This is a genomic window from Citrobacter sp. Igbk 17 (assembly GCF_028069775.1).
Lineage (GTDB): Bacteria > Pseudomonadota > Gammaproteobacteria > Enterobacterales > Enterobacteriaceae > Citrobacter.
On record NZ_JANEWI010000004.1, the window covers coordinates 61,154 to 80,488 of the forward strand.

20 protein-coding genes are annotated in these 19,335 nt (G+C 51.7%); 7 read left to right on the top strand and 13 right to left on the bottom strand.

The features are described 5' to 3' along the window. Nucleotides 1–151: 151 nt before the first annotated feature. Complete coding sequence (locus NNO08_RS03685; RefSeq protein WP_271440255.1) at nt 152–526, bottom strand: hypothetical protein; 375 nt, start codon at nt 524–526, stop codon at nt 152–154. 171 nt (nt 527–697) lie between these two features. On the opposite strand from NNO08_RS03685, the gene NNO08_RS03690 reads away from it, so the two are divergent. The 3 genes from NNO08_RS03690 to NNO08_RS03700 all read left to right on the top strand — a co-directional run bounded on the left by NNO08_RS03690 (nt 698) and on the right by NNO08_RS03700 (nt 1,992). Beyond that, nucleotides 698–955 (top strand): helix-turn-helix domain-containing protein, encoded by a 258-nt coding sequence (locus NNO08_RS03690; protein WP_271440235.1) that lies wholly within the window; start codon nt 698–700, stop codon nt 953–955. Nucleotides 956–1,105: 150 nt separating this feature from the next. Further along, nucleotides 1,106–1,474 (top strand): hypothetical protein, encoded by a 369-nt coding sequence (locus NNO08_RS03695; protein ID WP_271456210.1) that lies wholly within the window; start codon nt 1,106–1,108, stop codon nt 1,472–1,474. Beyond that, nucleotides 1,474–1,992 carry a YbjP/YqhG family protein gene (locus tag NNO08_RS03700; protein WP_271456211.1) on the top strand — a complete coding sequence of 173 codons (519 nt, stop codon included), beginning with the start codon at nt 1,474–1,476 and terminating at the stop codon, nt 1,990–1,992. The genes NNO08_RS03695 and NNO08_RS03700 overlap by 1 nt, the downstream gene beginning before the upstream one ends. A 47-nt stretch (nt 1,993–2,039) precedes the next feature. Here NNO08_RS03700 and fabB read toward each other — a convergent pair whose 3' ends face one another. Further along, nucleotides 2,040–3,260: a beta-ketoacyl-ACP synthase I gene (gene fabB / locus NNO08_RS03705; RefSeq protein WP_005129715.1), complete on the bottom strand. Its 1,221-nt coding sequence runs from the start codon at nt 3,258–3,260 to the stop codon at nt 2,040–2,042. 159 nt (nt 3,261–3,419) lie between these two features. Between fabB and mnmC the strand changes: the two genes are divergently transcribed. Continuing rightward, the gene (mnmC, locus tag NNO08_RS03710; protein ID WP_271456212.1) at nt 3,420–5,420 is read left to right on the top strand and encodes a bifunctional tRNA (5-methylaminomethyl-2-thiouridine)(34)-methyltransferase MnmD/FAD-dependent 5-carboxymethylaminomethyl-2-thiouridine(34) oxidoreductase MnmC; all 2,001 of its coding nucleotides are present in this window, start codon (nt 3,420–3,422) and stop codon (nt 5,418–5,420) included. Between the two features lie 151 nt (nt 5,421–5,571). Here the strand turns inward: mnmC and NNO08_RS03715 are convergent, their stop codons facing one another. The 6 genes from NNO08_RS03715 to prmB are packed head-to-tail and all read right to left on the bottom strand — an operon-like array spanning nt 5,572 to nt 10,122. Then, complete coding sequence (locus NNO08_RS03715; RefSeq protein ID WP_005129722.1) at nt 5,572–5,847, bottom strand: YfcL family protein; 276 nt, start codon at nt 5,845–5,847, stop codon at nt 5,572–5,574. Between the two features lie 32 nt (nt 5,848–5,879). Next, nucleotides 5,880–6,428, bottom strand: a complete 549-nt coding sequence (locus NNO08_RS03720; protein WP_271440231.1) for an elongation factor P hydroxylase — start codon at nt 6,426–6,428, stop codon at nt 5,880–5,882. Next, on the bottom strand, nt 6,428–7,237 hold the full coding sequence (locus tag NNO08_RS03725; RefSeq protein WP_103014173.1) for a sulfite exporter TauE/SafE family protein: 810 nt from the start codon (nt 7,235–7,237) through the stop codon (nt 6,428–6,430). The genes NNO08_RS03720 and NNO08_RS03725 overlap by 1 nt, the downstream gene beginning before the upstream one ends. Beyond that, complete coding sequence (mepA, locus tag NNO08_RS03730) at nt 7,237–8,061, bottom strand: penicillin-insensitive murein endopeptidase (protein ID WP_271448544.1); 825 nt, start codon at nt 8,059–8,061, stop codon at nt 7,237–7,239. The genes NNO08_RS03725 and mepA overlap by 1 nt, the downstream gene beginning before the upstream one ends. Before the next feature lie 3 nt (nt 8,062–8,064). After that, a complete protein-coding gene (gene aroC, locus NNO08_RS03735; protein ID WP_271440229.1) occupies nt 8,065–9,150 on the bottom strand; it encodes a chorismate synthase in 1,086 nt (361 codons plus the stop codon). 39 nt (nt 9,151–9,189) lie between these two features. Next, a complete protein-coding gene (prmB, locus tag NNO08_RS03740; protein ID WP_271440228.1) occupies nt 9,190–10,122 on the bottom strand; it encodes a 50S ribosomal protein L3 N(5)-glutamine methyltransferase in 933 nt (310 codons plus the stop codon). Between the two features lie 166 nt (nt 10,123–10,288). Here prmB and smrB point away from each other — a divergent pair, with 166 nt between their 5' ends. Continuing rightward, nucleotides 10,289–10,840 carry an endonuclease SmrB gene (smrB, locus tag NNO08_RS03745; RefSeq protein ID WP_003839296.1) on the top strand — a complete coding sequence of 184 codons (552 nt, stop codon included), beginning with the start codon at nt 10,289–10,291 and terminating at the stop codon, nt 10,838–10,840. A 100-nt stretch (nt 10,841–10,940) separates the two neighbouring features. On the opposite strand, the gene sixA is transcribed toward smrB, so the two are convergent. The 4 genes from sixA to NNO08_RS03765 all read right to left on the bottom strand — a co-directional run bounded on the left by sixA (nt 10,941) and on the right by NNO08_RS03765 (nt 15,553). Further along, entirely contained in the window at nt 10,941–11,426 is a 486-nt protein-coding gene (gene sixA, locus NNO08_RS03750) for a phosphohistidine phosphatase SixA (RefSeq protein WP_048211041.1), read from the bottom strand. 208 nt (nt 11,427–11,634) lie between these two features. Next, nucleotides 11,635–13,782: a fatty acid oxidation complex subunit alpha FadJ gene (gene fadJ, locus NNO08_RS03755; RefSeq protein WP_271456213.1), complete on the bottom strand. Its 2,148-nt coding sequence runs from the start codon at nt 13,780–13,782 to the stop codon at nt 11,635–11,637. Continuing rightward, entirely contained in the window at nt 13,782–15,092 is a 1,311-nt protein-coding gene (gene fadI, locus NNO08_RS03760) for an acetyl-CoA C-acyltransferase FadI (RefSeq protein WP_271448546.1), read from the bottom strand. Before fadI ends, fadJ begins: the two co-directional genes overlap by 1 nt. Nucleotides 15,093–15,268: 176 nt before the next feature. After that, entirely contained in the window at nt 15,269–15,553 is a 285-nt protein-coding gene (locus NNO08_RS03765) for a YfcZ/YiiS family protein (RefSeq protein ID WP_137384194.1), read from the bottom strand. A gap of 371 nt (nt 15,554–15,924) precedes the next feature. Here NNO08_RS03765 and fadL point away from each other — a divergent pair, with 371 nt between their 5' ends. Beyond that, the gene (fadL, locus tag NNO08_RS03770; protein WP_005129763.1) at nt 15,925–17,256 is read left to right on the top strand and encodes a long-chain fatty acid transporter FadL; all 1,332 of its coding nucleotides are present in this window, start codon (nt 15,925–15,927) and stop codon (nt 17,254–17,256) included. 60 nt (nt 17,257–17,316) lie between these two features. Here fadL and mlaA read toward each other — a convergent pair whose 3' ends face one another. Then, nucleotides 17,317–18,072 carry a phospholipid-binding lipoprotein MlaA gene (gene mlaA / locus NNO08_RS03775; RefSeq protein WP_005129765.1) on the bottom strand — a complete coding sequence of 252 codons (756 nt, stop codon included), beginning with the start codon at nt 18,070–18,072 and terminating at the stop codon, nt 17,317–17,319. Nucleotides 18,073–18,358: 286 nt separating this feature from the next. Here mlaA and NNO08_RS03780 point away from each other — a divergent pair, with 286 nt between their 5' ends. Continuing rightward, on the top strand, nt 18,359–19,300 hold the full coding sequence (locus tag NNO08_RS03780) for a formate/nitrite transporter family protein (protein WP_271456214.1): 942 nt from the start codon (nt 18,359–18,361) through the stop codon (nt 19,298–19,300). The last annotated feature ends 35 nt before the right edge of the window (nt 19,301–19,335 follow it).

The following is a 19,335-nucleotide window of genomic DNA, read 5'->3' on the forward strand; positions in this document are numbered from 1 at the left end:
AGGAATGTCCACGCCCCCTCTACCTGACTATCAGGATTAAGGTGCGTTGGATAACGTTAAACGCTTACGCATTATCAAGAGGATAATGTTGAAGCTGGAGTCTGCCTGCGAGTGGCCCTGGCTGTCAACTGTGAAAGCATAGCCGTGCGTGTCAAAGCGGTGATTTCTCTACGAACAAAAAGGGAAATACCGCATCAATGCCTTTCGCTCTGAACCGCCCGGTTACCTGTTCACGCTGCTGCGGCGTCAGGAGCAGGAACATCATATCCCAAATCTCTTTGGGTCCTGCTTCCTGCACGATGTTGCGATCTGGTGCTTCTGTTTTCTCATTTTCATTCAGATACGAGCGTACATACAGTGGGAACACAGAAATATGAAATTCCTCGGCCTTAGATTTCGCACGCTTGCGCTTAACGCCCTCTTTCCCTTCACTGTAAGTATTTAAGCGCAGGCGAACAGCGGGTGCGCTTCCTGGAAACCCCGGTAATTCAAGACACTCCTTTACCGTGAACCACTCTTTTACCATCAGTTTCTTTCCTTTCTGCTGATGAAATAAAAATATTTTTTCTTTTTCGCGAAATTTCAAATTAATTCTGGCAATATTCCTACGATAAAAAGAAAGTAACGTTCTTTTGTCTTTCTAATTTATAACCTGAAAAATATCGGTACCGATAACACATCTTCTTAGGATTACAGAATGGAACAAAAAAGCCAAGACTGGCATCGTGCAGATATTAAAAGTGCACTGGAAAAAAGAGGCATTACACTCAGAGAATTGTCACGTTCGGCGGGTTTATCTCCTGACTCGCTGCGTAATGTATTTACCCGCAGTTGGCCGCGTGCAGAACAGATCATCGCACAGGCGCTGGAAACCACGCCGGACGTAATTTGGCCGTCACGCTATCTCACGAAATCAGCAAAAAAAGTCGTCACAAAGAATAACCATCAATTATAAATATATTATCCATAATTTACCCGGCAGATTGATTAATATCTCAATCAAATATATTTACGATATTAATAGCACTATCGGCTATTCCCATCAGATTAAATCCTGTTAAAGCAATACGCGAACTTATTACCTATTCCATTAACAGGAGTCATGATGAGCTGGAATAAAACAACAGCGGTTAGTTATGCTAAATCACACGCGAGTTCACATTCTCAAGGACGCTGCGCGGAATTTACCCGCAAAGCCATTCAGGCAGGAGGTATCACTCTTGGGCATACTTATCATGCTAAAGATTATGGCCCCATGCTAAAAAGTGCCGGTTTCAGCCCCATTGGCCACTTTGAACAGCCCCGAGAAGGAGATGTCATCATCATTCAGCCGTATGAGGGAGGAAACCCAAGCGGTCATATGGCGATATTTGACGGCCAGGAGTGGTACTCCGATTTTAGACAGCGTGATATGTGGGCGGGGCCTGGCTATTGGGCGGCAAAACCGTCATACACCATTTACAGGAAACAGTAATGAAAGCGTTCTCGTTGATTGCTCTGGTTTTGTTACTTTGTGGCTGTTCTTCATTCCACCGTGACAGCACTCAGGATGTTAAACAATTCTATCTCGCATGGATGTCCGCATACACACAAGATCGAGACACGTCCGCACTCATGCAACGCTATGTGGCAAAAGACGTTATCAATCGTCTGACGCTGATTGATACACTTTACGAGCAGGAAATACAGGATTCTGACTACTTTATGTACGTGCAGGATTACGACCCAGAATGGATCCTGCAGTTACGGGTTGGACCGGCTCAACCCTTTCTCGGTGGCGAAAAGGTGGAAGTGCAATTAGGTGGGCCGACAGGCGAAGCACCCATGCTGCTGGAAGTGTATACGCGTTGGGAAGACAGGCGCTGGAAAATTTATCGCGTTCGCGATATTAGCGATCGTTATGAACAGCCCATCTACAGTACCGGGGATATTACCCGTGCGAAAGCATGGTCTGCGGAGATCGCACCGGAGTACGAAAAGATGAATAAGTAGAAAAGGGAGCCTGACGGCTCCCTTTCGTGTACTGCATGAGCCGAGACTTATGCTTTCAGCTTACGCATAACCAGCGTGGCGTTGGTGCCGCCAAAACCGAAGCTGTTAGACATAACAGTCGTCAACGCTTGCTCGGTCGGTTTAGTCACGATGTTCAGACCTGCCGCCTGCTCATCCAGCTCTTCAATGTTGATGCTTGGCGCGATAAAACCGTGCTCCAGCATCAGCAGAGAGTAGATAGCTTCCTGAACACCAGCCGCCCCCAGTGAGTGACCGGTCATGGCTTTGGTTGCAGAAATGGCCGGGCTGTTATCGCCAAAGACTTCGCGGATTGCACCCAGTTCCTTCACGTCGCCTACCGGAGTAGAAGTACCGTGGGAGTTCAGGTAGTCAATCGGGGTATCAACACCGTGCATCGCCATCTGCATGCAGCGAACTGCACCTTCACCTGACGGAGCAACCATGTCTGCGCCATCAGACGTTGCGCCGTAACCTACGATTTCAGCGTAGATGTGCGCGCCACGAGCCAGTGCGTGTTCCAGTTCTTCGACAACAACCATACCGCCGCCGCCTGCGATAACAAAACCGTCACGGTGTGCATCATAAGTACGGGAAGCTTGAGACGGGTTGTCGTTATATTTGGTAGACAGCGCGCCCATTGCGTCGAACTCGCACGCCATTTCCCAGCACAGCTCTTCGCCGCCGCCAGCAAAAACGATGTCCTGCTTGCCCAACTGAATTTGTTCAACAGCGTTGCCGATACAGTGTGCAGAAGTCGCACAGGCAGAGCTGATGGAGTAGTTAACGCCGTGGATTTTGAACGGTGTCGCGAGGCAGGCAGAAACGCCGGATGCCATCGCTTTGGTGACCACATACGGGCCAACCGCTTTCAGACCGCGCGGGCTACGCATTGCGTCAGCACCGAAGACCTGAAAACGCGGGGAGCCGCCGCCGGAACCTGCAATCAGGCCAACGCGCGGATTGTTCTGGTAATCTTCTGCAGCAAGGCCGGCATCAGCCACTGCCTGCTCCATAGAAAGGAAAGCATAGATGGATGCGTCGCTCATAAAGCGCACTACTTTGCGGTCAATGAGGCCAGTGGTATCCAGTTTTACGTTGCCCCAGACGTGGCTACGCATGCCGGAGTCCTTCAGCTCCTGAGAGAAAGTGATCCCTGAACGTCCTTCACGCAGAGATGCCAGGACTTCCTGCTGGTTATTACCGATGCTGGAAACGATGCCCAAGCCAGTAATCACTGCACGTTTCATTCAATACCTCTGTAAGTCGCACTATTTTAAAGTTTCGAGTGGCACAATAGCGTACACTTGTACGCCGAACAAGTCCGATCAGCCATTTAATGTGGAAATTTGCGCAGCCAGGCACTCCTCGTTAAGATCGGGGCACAGCCTGTCAGACGAGTAACTTACGTGAAACAATACGCTATACAACCTGCCAACCTTGAATTCAACGCTGAGGGTACACCTGTTTCCCGAGATTTTGATGATGTCTATTTTTCCAATGATAACGGGCTGGAAGAGACACGTTACGTTTTCCTCGGTGGCAACCACCTCGCCGAACGTTTTCCTGTGCACCCTCGCCCGGTGTTCGTGGTGGCAGAAAGTGGCTTTGGTACCGGGCTAAACTTCCTCACGCTCTGGCAGGCATTCGCCACCTTTCGCAACGCACACCCTGACGCTACCCTGGAAAGATTACATTTCATCAGTTTTGAAAAATTCCCGCTGACGCGTGAGGATCTGGCGTTAGCGCATCAGCACTGGCCGGAACTGGCGTCGTGGGCAGAGCAACTCCAGGCACAGTGGCCACTGCCGCTGGCTGGTTGCCATCGTCTACTGCTTGATGAGGGGCGGGTTACTCTGGATCTGTGGTTCGGTGACATCAACGAACTCACCGGAAAGCTGGACGAGTCCCTGAACCAACAGGTTGATGCCTGGTTTCTGGACGGCTTCGCCCCGTCAAAAAATCCGGATATGTGGACGCCAACACTCTTTAATGCCATGGCTCGACTGGCCCGACCGGGTGGTACGCTGGCAACCTTCACTTCGGCTGGTTTTGTACGCCGGGGATTGCAGGAAGCCGGATTTACAATGCAGAAGTGCAAAGGTTTTGGTCGAAAACGTGAAATGCTGTGTGGCGTGATGGAACAGACGATGACGCCTCCTTCATCAGCACCGTGGTTTTTGCGTACAGGAACGAAGAAACGTGAAGCGGCCATTATTGGCGGTGGTATTGCCAGCGCATTACTGTCTCTGGCGCTACTGCGCAGAGGCTGGCAGGTCACGCTCTACTGCGCTGACGATAAACCCGCGCAGGGTGCTTCCGGCAATCGTCAGGGCGCACTCTATCCGTTGCTCAGTAAACATGATGCGGCGATTACGCTTTTCTTCCCCACCGCATTTACCTTTGCTCGTCGCCTGTACGATGCCCTACCCGTTAATTTTGCCCATGACTGGTGTGGTGTCACGCAACTCGCCTGGGATGAGAAAAGCCAGCAGAAAATCAGCCAAATGTTGTCCCTTGAACTGCCCGATGCGCTCGCCGTCGGGGTGGACGCAGACCAAATCTTGCAAACCACAGGCGTTGTGACCGAATGTGATGGCATCCAGTATCCGGCCGGCGGATGGCTGTGTCCGGCACAGCTCACCACTGCCGTGCTCGACTATGCGACAACGCTTGGGTTACGTACCCAGTACCAACACACCCTGACCTCACTTGCTCATCACACCGATAGCTGGCAGCTGCAGTTCGCCAGCGGAGAAGCGGTAACACATGAGGTCGTGGTTCTGGCGAACGGGCACTGTATTCACCGTTTTGAACAGACTCAATCACTACCGGTGTATTCCGTTGGCGGTCAGGTAAGTCACATTCCCACGACGCCTTCGCTTTCCACACTGCGTCAGGTTCTGTGCTACGACGGCTACCTTACCCCGCAAAATCCGGAAAATCAGCAGCACTGTATTGGCGCCAGCTATCATCGGGGGAGTGAAGAGACGTCATTCCGTCATGATGACCAGCAACAAAACCGTCAGCGTTTGATCGACTGCTTGCCGAATGCGGCATGGGCAAAAGAAGTGAATGTCAGTGACAATGCTGCCCGTTGCGGCGTCCGTTGTGCCACGCGCGATCATTTACCGATGGTCGGTAATGTGCCGGACTATAACACCACTCTCGATCAGTATGCCCGGCTTGCAGAAGACAAAGAACATGCTTTAAGCGCACCAGTATACCCGGATTTGTTCATGTTAGGCGCGCTGGGGTCACGTGGGCTATGTTCTGCCCCGCTATGTGCAGAAATTCTGGCCGCGCAAATGAGTGATGAACCGATCCCAATGGATGCCAGCACGCTGGCGGCGCTGAATCCGAATCGTCTGTGGGTACGGAAGTTATTGAAGGGCAAAGCGGTGAAGTAAGATACCATCTCATTATTGCCTGATGCGCTGCGCTTATCAGGCCTACAACCCCAATCTGAATCGTTTGTGGGTAAAAAAATCGTAGGCCGGGTAAGCGTAGCGCCACCCGGCAAGCTGAGAATGCCGGATGGCGGTCGGCTACGGGCAATGATTATTTTGTCGCCTTCTGGAACAAGGTGTCCCACATCTCTTTCACTAATGCCTGGTCACGTGGCGAGAGTTCGCCCGCACTGATGGCTTTCTCCAGGCTGCTGGTCACATTGGCGTACAATGCTTCAGCGGAATGGTCCTCACCACCGTCCAGTTCAGCAACGGCCAGCGTCAGGTGCCCACGCAAGTAACCACTGGCAAACAACTCATCATCGCTGGCGTGCTCTACCATATCGTCGATTAATGCCAGAATGCGTGATTCAAACTCCGCGATCATCTTCTTTCCTCATTGTAAACGTGGCATCGGCGTCAGTTGAGCGCTTCGGGCCACGGGAATTGTTCCGCCTTAAGTTCAGGCGTGTGATAATAATTCTGTAGTGCGTTAATGAAACGCGCCGGGCGTTCGGGGATCCCCTGTTCCAGGTACTCCATCACCTGGGCATGAACGCGACGCTGGAATACCACGCGATCCGGTTCAAAGTCCCCTTCCAGGTTGTCGCAACTGACGTTAAACGGGTAGCCCGCCGCCATGCAAAACAGCCAGTCAAACGCCTGCGGCTTCACTTCCACATCTTCAAACTGGCATTGCGTCTTCGCGTCGCGGCCATCGGGGCAGTACCAGTAACCGAAATCGACCAGCTCACGGCGCGCCTTACCAGCGATGCACCAGTGTGAGATTTCGTGTAACGCGCTGGCGTAATAACCATGCGCAAAAACGATACGGTGATACGGTAATTCCGCATCAGCAGGAAGATAGATCGGTTCGTCGTCGCCTTTAATCAGACGGGTATTAAATTCATCGGCAAAGCAGCCGTTAAAAATCTCAATTAACTGTTCGTAGTGATGGGTATTATTCATTAGTTCATCCCCAGCCAGTGGAGAATCTCCTGTCCATGATTATCATAAAGTAATTTGGCACTCATCACTGCGGAAACAATGACAATCATCGGCCGAATGAGTTTTTGTCCTTTGCTGAGCACCAGTCGCGACCCCATCCGTGCGCCAATAAACTGGCCAATGAGCATCACAAACCCAGTCGCCCAAATCACTTTGCCGCCGAGAGCAAACAGCAATAGCCCGCCAATATTCGATGTGGCATTTAATACTTTGGCATGGGCTGTCGACTTCGCGAGGTTATAGCCACACAGCATGACAAAGGCCAGCGCGTAAAATGATCCCGCTGCCGGGCCAAAAAAACCGTCGTAAAAGCCAACACAGCCACCGGCTACCAGTGCGAAAGGCAACCCGTGCAATCGACGCTGTCGGTCTTCTTCCCCGATTTTCGGCATCAACAGAAAGTAAAGGCCAATACAGATAACCAGAACCGGCAGGATCTGGCGCAGAATATCTGACTGCACGTGCTGAACCAATAGCGCGCCGCTCATTGACCCGATAAAGGTCATGAAGATATTGAGCTTCTGATCCGCCAGGTTAACCACTCCCCGGCGAATAAAATAGAGGGAGGAAGAAATAGATCCCCCGCAGGCCTGCAGCTTATTGGTCGCCAGCGCTTGCGCAGGTGGCATCCCGGCCGCCATCAATGCCGGAATGGTGAGTAAACCACCGCCTCCGGCCAGAGAATCAATAAAACCTGCCAGCATCGCCACAAAAAAAAGCACACCTAACAGCAGTGGCGACACCATAAACAGAGAGGCAAAATGATCCATTAGAGTACATGCTCGTCCAGTAGCGCCTGGCAGGAAGGTGGCAACGGCGGCGGTGTCTTCTTCTCAGGCTTGGTGGTTCCAGGTTTTGGAGGTTCGAACCAGCTTTGCAGCTCTGCGCCACAGCCGTCACCCGGTGGCGGTAACGGTTGATCTTCGCACTCAAGGCTGTCCGCAGGGCAACGTAACCGCACGTGCATATGCGCACGATGCTGGAACCACGGCCGCACTTTACGCAACCAGTCCCTGTCGGTCCCTGCATCCAGGCAAAGTTGCTGCTTAATCGCCGGGTTCACGAAAATACGCGTTACTTCATTATCTTTTGCCGCCAGCCTAATCAGGCTGAAAATCTCCGGCTTCCACAGTGACGGCACGACACGTTTGCCATCCTGTGAGACCAAATCTAACGCCTGCGGTCGCAGCAGTTGCGACTGGGTCCAGCGCGTTTTCGGCAGTTGTAAGAAAATATCCACATCCAGTCCCGTCTGGTGGCTGGCGTGACCGCCATTGAATCGCCCACCGGCCGGCATACCCATATCACCGATTAACACCGTACCCAGCCCCTGACTATTGGCCTGATTACTCAGGCGCTGGATAAACCTCACCAGGTCCGGATGGCCAAAGTAACGACGCTGATCGGTGCGCATCACCTGATAGTGTTCTGACTGTACCGGAAGCGTATCCGCCCCCACGATACAGCCATTGGAGAATGCGCCGATAGACTGTGCGCTACCCGCAACCGGATGAGTAATTTTCTGCCAGGGCGTCGCCGCCAGACAGGCGGTGCTGGCAAGCAGAGCCAGCACCGCAAGTGCCGTTTTTTTCATTTCTTACCAGCGTGGAATGTCAGTCTTCACATCCGCATTTTGCGCCCGCTGGCGCAACAGGTGATCCATCAACACAATAGCCAGCATCGCTTCTGCGATCGGCACAGCGCGGATCCCAACGCACGGATCGTGACGTCCTTTGGTTACCATTTCGACTTCTTCACCAAAGCGGTTGATAGTACGCCCAGGCACAGTGATGCTGGACGTCGGTTTCAGCGCCATATGGGCAATAATTTGTTGCCCGCTGCTGATCCCGCCCAAAATGCCACCCGCATGATTACTCTGGAAACCGTCTTTGGTGATCTCATCACGGTTCTGACTGCCACGTAGCGCCACAACGTCAAAACCATCGCCAATCTCTACGCCTTTTACAGCGTTAATGCTCATCAACGCATGCGCGATGTCGGCATCAAGACGGTCAAAAACAGGTTCACCAAGACCCGCCGGCACACCGTCAGCAACAACGGTGACTTTGGCGCCAATGGAGTCGCCCTCTTTTTTCAACCCGCGCATCAATTCATCCAGCGCTTCGATTTTATCCGGGTCCGGGCAAAAGAAGGGATTCAATTCGACCTGAGACCAGTCTTTAATCTCCAGCGGAACATCGCCCATTTGAGTCAGACAACCACGGATTTTAACGCCGAATTTTTCCGCCAGATATTTCTTGGCGATTGCTCCCGCCGCTACACGCATTGCCGTTTCACGAGCGGATGAACGTCCACCGCCACGGTAATCACGCAAGCCGTATTTCTGCTCGTAGGTATAGTCGGCGTGTCCTGGACGGAAAACATCCTTGATGGCACCATAATCCTGAGAACGCTGATCGGTATTTTCAATCAGCAGGCCAATACTCGTACCGGTGGTGACGCCGTCGAATACGCCGGAGAGGATCTTCACTTGATCCGGTTCCCGACGCTGGGTAGTGTAACGCGACGTGCCCGGACGACGCCTGTCGAGATCGTGCTGCAGGTCGGCTTCAGTCAGAGGAATGCCCGGCGGAACACCATCAACGATACAACCGAGCGCCAGCCCGTGTGATTCGCCGAAGGTTGTTACGCGAAAGAGTTGCCCAATTGTATTTCCTGCCATCACGGCTCCGTTATGCGTGTTGTGTATCTGCGCGTGTATTTAGTCTTTGTAAATGCTGAAGTGCTCACGAGCGGCGATCAACTGCTCTTTGGTCAGCATGAATACACCGTCTCCACCGTTGTCGAATTCCAGCCAGGTAAACGGCACATCAGGGTATTGCTCTATCAGATGTACCATGCTGTTTCCGACTTCACAAATCAGAATACCGTTATCAGACAGGTAGTCCGGAGCATTGCCCAAAATGCGGCGAGTCAGCTTCAGTCCATCACTACCGGATGCCAGACCCAGTTCAGGCTCATGACGGTATTCGTTCGGCAGGTCTGACATGTCTTCCGCATCAACATACGGTGGGTTAGTGACAATCAGGTCATACTGGATTTTCACCAGATCGCGGAACAGGTCGGAACGGATCGGCGTTACGTGATGAATCAGACCGTGCTCTTCAATATTGTGTTCGGTAACCGCCAGCGCATCCGTCGAAATATCAACCGCATCCACTTCAGCTTCCGGGAAGGCATAGGCGCAGGCGATAGCAATACAACCGCTGCCGGTGCACATATCGAGGATATGCTGCGGCTGCTCGTTGATAAGACCCGCAAAGCGGTTATTGATCAGCTCGCCAATAGGCGAACGCGGAACCAGCACGCGCTCATCAACATAGAATTCATGCCCGCAGAACCAGGCCTTGTTGGTCAGGTAAGCCACCGGAATACGCTCGTTGACGCGACGAATCACACGCTCAACAATACGATGACGCTCGCTGGATGTCAGACGTGCGGTACGCATGTCCTCAGGAATATCCAGCGGCAGATAAAGAGACGGCAGCACCAGCTGTACGGCCTCATCCCACGGGTTATCCGTACCATGGCCATACCAGATGTTCGCTGCGCTAAAACGGCTGACCGCCCAACGCAACATGTCCTGAATGGTATGCAGTTCACTCACTGCTTCATCGACGAAAATTTTATCCACGTATTCCTCCAGGGCATGCTCGCATTAAATTCGGCGGCTAGTTTGCCACGAAGACGGCGATAAATCAGCATTCACACGGAGCCTGAACGCGAAAATTGCGTTTTAAGCGATCGGATGCCCGTCGAGTCGGGTTAAACTAACGGAAAATAAAAGTTGAGACTCTCGAATGAAAAAGAAAACATCGCTCAGCGAGGAGGATCAGACGCTGTTTCGCCAGCTGATGACCGGCACGCGTAAAATTAAACAGGACACCATTGTTCACCGACCTCCACGTAAAAAAATTGCCGAGGTTCCGGTTAAAAGACTGCTACAGGAGCAGGCTGATGCCAGCCACTATTTCTCGGATGAGTTTCAGCCGCTGCTGAATACGGACGGCCCGGTAAGATACCTGCGTGCCGACGTCAGCCATTTCGAACTGAAGAAAATGCGCCGTGGTGATTACTCCCCGGAGCTGTTTCTTGATTTGCACGGATTGACGCAACAACAGGCCAAACAGGAGCTCGGTGCATTGATTGCCGCCTGTCGTCGTGAGCATGTCTTTTGCGCCTGCGTAATGCATGGCCACGGGAAGCACATTCTGAAACAGCAAACGCCGCTGTGGCTGGCACAACATCCGCATGTGATGGCCTTCCATCAGGCACCGAAAGAGTACGGTGGCGATGCCGCACTGCTGGTACTGATCGAAGTGGAAGAGTGGTTGCCACCGGAACTTCCCTGAGGCAGCAATTCAGAAACAAAAAGAGCCGCATTTGCGGCTCTTTTATTTTCCGGATGGCGATTCTGCCATATCCAGACGATGAAACATGGCACGGATTCGATTAAATCGCTTTTGCCATTTTCAAATTACACGGGCTCATCTGCCAGTTAAAAATGCCCTTTCCGCTCTCATCAAGCGTTACGCTGGCTATCGCAGATGTGGTAAACATCGGCGGCGTTTCACCTGGGCAAAGCTCAGACACCAGATATCCCACTAACGGTAAGTGAGAAATCACCAGCGCCGTCGCGATACCTTCATTGGCCAGAGCCTGTAAATAGGCGCTGACCAGACCGACATCGCCGCAGGGAGTCAGCTCCGGCAAAACATCCACACCGGCTGGCAGGTTCATACATTCTCCCACCACATCCAGCGTCTGTTCGGCTCGTAGGAACGGGCTCACCAGAACACGTTCGATATCCACTTTTTGACCTTTCAGCCAGTTCGCCATCAGGCGAGATTCGTCACAACCACAAGAGGTTAAAGGACGAACCGAATCACTGGCGGCATCGAGGGCCGCGTCGCCGTGACGCATGATAAAAACTTGCATATTGCACCGCTTTTGTTAACCAGAATCACCGACACGTTTACACAAAGCCCCTATTGGCAGTGGTAACTATGTGGTGGCTGGCATTGTGCCTTATCCATTCACCGAATGAAACGCTGTTTTTTACCTCAACGGCGTAAGTATAGTCAATCTCTGTTTACATTTTGAGCGTGACACATACATTCAGTGCGGATTCATCCTACCTTTGACCTCATGAATTCAGGTCAGTTTCCCCGATATTCCAGAATCTTTCACCACGTTCCGCCATCTGCAATAACTGTTCACACGGTGTAAACCGTGAACCATATTGCGTGGACAGTCGTTGCAGAACCGCAACCACTTCACCCGCACCGAGAGAATCCATATACCGGAACGGGCCGCCGAGGAATGGCGGAAAACCAATACCAAATACAGCGCCGATATCACCATCACGTGCGCTGCGGACGACCTGCTCACCAAAACAGCGTGCTGCTTCGTTAAGCATTAACATGACACACCGCTCGGCAATTTGCGGGGCTGCGAGTTGGCCCTGACCCTGGACGCCAATAAGCATATAAATTGCAGGGTCGACCTGTTTTTTGCTTTTACGCCCTTTCGCACCATAAAGATAGAAACCCCGACCATTTTTTCTACCTTTGCGATCGTCATTCAAAATTGAAGCAACAACATTTGCAGGCGCGCTAAAACGTTCTCCATATGCGGCCTCAAGCACTGGTATAATTTTAGTGCCCGTATCAATTCCGACCTCATCCAAAAGTTGGATTGGCCCTACCGGAAAACCAAACTTAACCAGCGCGGCATCAATCGTATCGACACGTTCGCCTTCGGTCAGCATGCGAATCGCTTCGTTGATGTAAGGCGCTAAAATTCGGTTAACGTAAAAGCCAGCCTTATCCTGGACAACAATCGGTGTTTTGCCCTGTTTTTTCGCTAACTTAACGGTTGTGGCAATCGTCTGTTCAGAGGTTGTTGCATGCGGGATCACTTCCACCAGTGGCATTTTTTCTACCGGACTAAAGAAGTGCAGACCAATTACCTGTTCAGGTCTGGCAGCATTAGCCGCAATATCACCAATAGGCAAAGATGAGGTGTTCGATGCAAAAATAGTATGAGGGGCACAATTCTGTTCAATTTCTGCCACCATCTGTTGTTTTAACGACAGATCTTCAAACACCGCTTCAATAATCAGATCACGATGAGCAAAACCGCGATAATCGGTGGTTCCCGAAATCAGCGCCAGTTGTTTGTCACGTTCACCTGCCTTGATATGACGGCGACGAACCTTCGTTTCAAGTTGATCCCAACTGTACTTCAGCGCGTGGTTGATTCCTTTAGCATTAATATCTTTGATGCGTACCGGCAAGCCACCTTTACAGGCAGTGACATAAGCAATACCGCCGCCCATCAGGCCACCGCCCAAAATACCGACGCTATTCAGCGGGCCAGGCTTCGCTTCACTGCCGGGATCCTTTTTCACATCGGTATTGGCAAAAAAGATGTTCCGTAGTGCCTTAGACTGCGAAGTCATCGCCAGCTCACCAAACGCGCGGGCTTCCGCCTCATAGCCGCTGCTGCTGCCCTGTGCGAGACCGGTTTCGATCACCTCAAGAATGCGGTCCGTTGCAGGGTAGTTGCCCAGCGTTTTTTGCGCCGTCTTTTTGCTGACCATACGAAACAGCAGCGCACGTCCCAACGGCCCCGCCAACACACGTTCACGTACGGGCAGCACCCGGTGCGCCGAACTGTCTTTTTTGGCCAGTTCAACCGCGGCTTCCAGCAAAATGGTCTGTGGTACAACTTCGTCCACCAACCCCACTTTTAGCGCCTGTTTTGCCCGGAGCTGTTTTCCTGTCAGGATCATATCCAGCGCAGTACTGACACCAATAAGACGAGGTAATCGCTGGGTTCCACCGGAACCGGGAAGCAGGCCTAACTGCACTTCCGGTAAACCCAGCACGGTTTTAACGTCATCGGTACAGATACGGTTATGGCAGGCCAGCGCCATCTCCAGCCCACCGCCCAAACAGGCACCATGAATCGCGGCGACAACCGGGATCGGCAATGCATTAATTTCCGCCATGATCTGCTGCCCCTGACGGGCCAGCGTTTCAGCTTCCTGCGCACTGCGGCAATCGCCTATCATATTGATATCGGCACCGGCGATAAAATTATCGGGTTTCGCCGAAATGAACACGACACCACGCAACGCTTTATTGTCGCGAATTTGTTTCAGAATGGCCCGAACCTGAAAAGCAAACTCCGCTTTCAGGGTATTCATTTTCTCTCCGGGCACATCAATGGAGACAACGGCGACGTTATCCAGACGCACGTTGAGCGTAAAAGCCGATGTCATTTCCATTATTCTGCCTCCAGAACCATTGCCGCACCCAGACCACCTGCCGCACATGCGGTGACTAAACCAAAGCCACCGCCACGACGCCGTAGTTCATGGAGGGTTTGGGTGATCATTCGTGCACCAGTTGCGGCGAATGGGTGCCCATAGGCAATTGAGCCGCCCAATACGTTAAATTTACTGTCATCGACTTCACCTGTGGCATGGGAACGCCCCAACACTTCGCGGGCAAAACGCTCACTGCCCAGCAACTGGAGGTTCGCCAGCGTTTGTGCCGCAAAGGCTTCATGCATATCAATAAGCGTTAAATCCGCCATGGTTAACCCTGCGCGCTCCAGGGCAAGCGGGGTCGACCATGCAGGTCCCAACAGCATGTCCTGCCAGACATCAATGGCGGTAAAGGCAAAACTACGCAGATATCCCAGCGGTACCAGCCCTAACTCTTTCGCACGCGATTCCGTCATCACAATCACGGCCGCAGCACCATCTGTTAACGGCGTGCTGTTGGCCGCCGTAACGGTACCGTGTTTTCTGTCAAATGCCGGACGCAACCGGGCGTAATCCGCCATCGTCGAGTTACCGCGAATATTGTTATCTTCTGAAAAAGGATCTTTAAAGGGGGGCGCGTAGGTTGTCATCACCTCATCCGCAAGTTTTCCTTCAGACCATGCCTGAGCCGCGCGCTGATGAGAACGGTGCGCCAGCGCGTCCTGCTGCTCTCGGGTAATACCATAGGTTTTGGCCATTTGCTCGGCGGTATCCCCCATGCGTAAACCGGTGGAATATTCAGCAACAGCCGGTGGCACAGGCATCAAATCGCGCAAGCGCAATCGGGAGAAGAGCTTCAGACGTTGTCCGGTTGTGCGGGCTTTATTGACATCCACCAGTACTCGCGCCAGCTTTTTGCTGACGCCAATAGGCAGAACGGAAGAGGAATCTGCGCCGCCGGCAATCCCAGCACGAATAGTACCGGCCATCAGGCTTTCTGCAACATTCGCCACGGCCTGAAAGCTGGTTGCACAAGCCCGGCTTACGCTGTAAGCATCCGTATGCACATTCATCCCGGTTCCCAGAACGATTTCCCGGGCAATATTGGGGGCTTCTGGCATTTGAACCACCTGGCCAAAAACCAGCTGTTCAATCACGTCAGCGGGTATTTCGCTGCGGGCCAGCAATTCACTAACAACCATTTTTCCCAAATCAACGGCGGGAATGCCATGAAACGCGGTAGCCTGACGGGCAAATGGCGTACGCAATCCGCTCACGATGGCGATACGGTCGCCCTGGCGGGTAACCAGCGGTAAAGCCTGACTCATAACACTCCCCTGTAAAAAATAAAAACAAGTGGTCTGACCTGATCACAGTCTTAACCAATTTTTTACATTTAGCCAAGCGGGGAGAAAAGAAAGTGAGAGCTATGACACAGTGAATAGTCACTGACTGTTACGAAAATGCCCTTGCCACCAGGTGACAAGGGCATTAGCAGAAGGGATTAACGCAAGCCCAGCTGGAAAATTAGCGTTTCAGCTTCACAGGCAAAAACAAAGTCGATATCCAGACGCACACCCTCAGACTCTTCAGTGAAAGTCGAGGTGATTTTGCAAGGTTCAGATTCCACGCTGCGTGCCTTCTCAGTCAGAGCGGCCAGCGTTTCTTCTGCCTCTGCGCGATTCGCGAACACGCGGCTGTAGGAAGCGGTGCAATCGGAGTTGTCCATGATGGTGCCAACATCCATACAGCAGCAAACCGGGGTTTCATCAGCACTGCATTTACTCATTGTAGATTTCCTCTGTATTCGCACCCGAGGTGCCAGATAAACGATAGGGACATTTTACGCTCCCATTATTCGCCTCTCCAGTCGTTAATTGTGCGAAATGAGATAAGTGACAGAAATCACACTTAAAAATGATCTAAAACAAAAATCGCCCAAACAGGTGAGTGCGCGCACCCGCAATTTTGCCAGCTGGATCGCGTTTCTTAGATCAGAATTGAAAATATTTATAAACATACTTGCAACATTCTGGCTGGTCCGACCTATACTCTCGCCACTGGTCTGATTTCTATGTGGTACCTCAGACCCTACACTTCGCGCTCCTGTTACGGCATGTAACATAGTTTGTATAAAAATAAATCTATGAGGTTATGGTCATGAGCCAGAAAACCCTGTTTACAAAGTCTGCTCTCGCAGTCGCAGTGGCAATTATCTCCACACAGGCCTGGTCTGCAGGCTTTCAGCTAAACGAATTTTCTTCCTCTGGCCTTGGCCGGGCATATTCGGGTGAAGGCGCTATTGCAGATGATGCAGGTAACGCCAGTCGTAACCCCGCGCTGATCATGATGTTTGATCGCCCTACTTTCTCTGCTGGTGCGATTTTCGTTGACCCGGATGTCGATATTTCCGGACGCTCACGTATTGGTAACGACGCCAGCCAGGATAATATCGCCCCAACCGCCTGGATACCGAACGTGCACTTTGTTGCCCCAATTAACGATCAATTTGGTTGGGGGGCGTCAGTTACCTCTAACTATGGTCTGGCAACGGAGTTTAACAATAATTATGCAGCCGGCTCGATGGGCGGAAAAACCGACCTGGAAACGCTCAACTTAAACCTGAGCGGCGCCTACCGTCTGAATAATCATTTTAGCTTCGGCCTCGGTTTTAACGCCGTCTATGCCAAAGCGAAGCTTGAGCGTTATGCAGGCGATCTGCCGCAGCAAATCGTTGCAGGCTCTGGTGGCCGGGTTCCTCCCGCACTGGCCGCACAATACCCGGCAGATACCCAGATTGCGCGCCTGAAGGGTGACGAATGGGGCTTCGGCTGGAACGCCGGTATTCTTTATGAAGTGGATAAAGACAACCGTTACGGTTTCACCTACCGTTCGGAAGTAAAAGTTGACTTCGACGGTGATTACCGCAGCAGCCTGCCATCAATGGACCGTATTCCCGCGCAGTTGCGCCCGGTGTTCGCGAGCCTGCCTGCTGGCACTAACGGCAACACAATCGACGGTTCACTTGATCTGAACCTGCCAGAAATGTGGGAGTTCTCAGGTTATAACCGCGTTGCGCCACAGTGGGCGGTTCACTACAGCATGGCATATACCAGTTGGAGTCAGTTCCAGGAGCTTAAAGCAAAAGGCAGCAACGGCCAGACTCTGTTCTATAAAGAAGAAGGTTTCAAAGATTCTTACCGTATCGCGCTGGGTACTACCTATTACTACGATGATACCTGGACATTCCGTACCGGTATCGCCTTCGATGATAGCCCAGTTCCAGCTAACCGCCGTTCCATCTCTATTCCGGATCAGGACCGCTTCTGGCTGAGTGCGGGTACCACCTATGCGTTTAATAAAGATGCTTCATTGGATGTCGGCATTTCTTATATGCACGGTCAGAAAGTGAAATTCGAAGAAGGCCCGTACTCCTTCGAATCAGAAGGGAAAGCCTGGCTGTACGGTATGAACCTGAACTACGCATTCTGATTTTCATCAGACGTAAAAAAGGTGAGCTTTTTAGCTCACCTTTTTATTTGCCTCAATTCCTTACTCAGAATCGATCTCTTTTAACTCATCCTGAATATCTTTTGCGTTCGGGTTTTCTTCGGGTTTGAGTTTACCGCCATTCGCAATAAAGTCATGACGCTGGAAGTAAGCTTCACGCACCATGATGTAAGGATCTGAAGATTGGCGCAGCAGCCCGTCAGAATCGAGCAGTTGCGCACGCGTTTCAATTCCTTCAACCGTCCATTTACCTATCGACAATGGCCAGGTTAACCAGGACAGAACCGGATACAGCGTATCTACCATATCGCCGCCATCATCACGCAGCGTGAAACTGCCGTAGAACGGAAGCTGCATATATGGACCGTAACCTACATCATAGTGGCCTAATGTGCTGCCGAAGCGGTGTGGTTCAACACGCTGCAACTTCGGATTCGCCATCCCCGCCACATCAATAAACCCGCCCATACCTAGCAAGGTATTCAGGAAGAAACGGGTAAAATGCACCATCCCCTGATAGGGGTCGCCTTGCAGGAAATAGTTAACCATGACAGCCGGTTCTTCAAGGTTGCCCGTAAAGTTGCTCAAACCATTACGGGCCGGTTGCGGAACATAATCACGCCAGGCTACAGCCACCGGGCGAACAACATATGGATCCAACACATTAAAGTTGAAGTTGTACATGGTGCGGTTGAACCCTTCAAATGGGTCCGAACGCCCCTGCTGTTCAGTACCGGAGCTCGCACACCCCACCAAAAGTGTGGTTCCCAGCGCAAGCGCCGACAGGCGAAGCTTCATAAGTGTCTCCCTGTGTATTATGGCTATCGCTGATTGCCATCCATGACGGAACGATGATGTATCCGCCTGATTAGATGTGAGCGATTGTAACAGCACGTCAATCGATGTCTATATGCCCTAACTTACTGATTTGATCATAGCCTGGTAATACAGACACAGTGATGGTTCATTTTAACGAAGCCAATAAAAACATGCGTTACCATTTTTGCGATTTCAGACTTTATCCACCAGCCTTCAAATAAAAACCGCTACGCTTTAGCAATACGTGCTTATTCAGGATCCTGGTATGAATGACATCGAAAAAGAGAAGATTGATCGTCACAGCGACGAACTCCAGGTGGAAAGCGAAGAAAAGCGGAGCGGAAAAAAGATAGAACTCAATGAGGACAGACTCCCCTCACGTGCAATGGCGATCCACGAGCATATCCGCCAGGACGGAGAAAAAGAGATGGAACGCGACGCGATGGCGCTATTGTGGTCAGCCATCGCTGCCGGACTGTCAATGGGAGCCTCACTGCTGGCAAAGGGAATTTTTCACGTACAACTGGAGGGTGTTCCCGGCGGATTTTTGCTGGAGAATCTCGGTTATACTTTCGGCTTTATTATTGTGATTATGGCCCGCCAACAACTCTTTACGGAAAATACCGTCACCGCCGTCTTACCCGTTATGCAAAACCCCACCCTCGGCAATTTTGGTCTGTTGATGCGTCTGTGGGGCGTAGTACTACTGGGTAATATTGTGGGCACCGGGGTTGCAGCATGGGCGTTTGAATACATGCCGATTTTTGATGAGGCGACCCGCGACGCCTTCATCAAAATAGGCATGGATGTAATGAAAAATAACCCGACGGAGATGTTTGCTAATGCCATTGTCTCCGGATGGTTGATTGCCACGATGGTCTGGATGTTTCCCGCCGCCGGAGCCGCAAAGATTGTCGTCATTGTCCTGATGACCTGGCTGATTGCCTTAGGCGATACCACACATATCGTCGTGGGTTCAGTTGAAATTCTCTATCTGGTCTTTAATGGAACACTGCACTGGGGCGACTTTTTCTGGCCTTTTGCCTTACCGACACTGGCCGGAAATATCTGTGGCGGGACATTTATCTTTGCGCTGATGAGTCACGCGCAGATCCGCAATGACATGAGCAATAAACGCAAGGAAGAAGCCAGGTTGCAAGCAAAGCGGGAAGCACAACCGCAGAAAAACCAGAAAAAACAGACCTGAATGGCGACTGTTTGAGCAGTCAGGCAGCCTGAGAC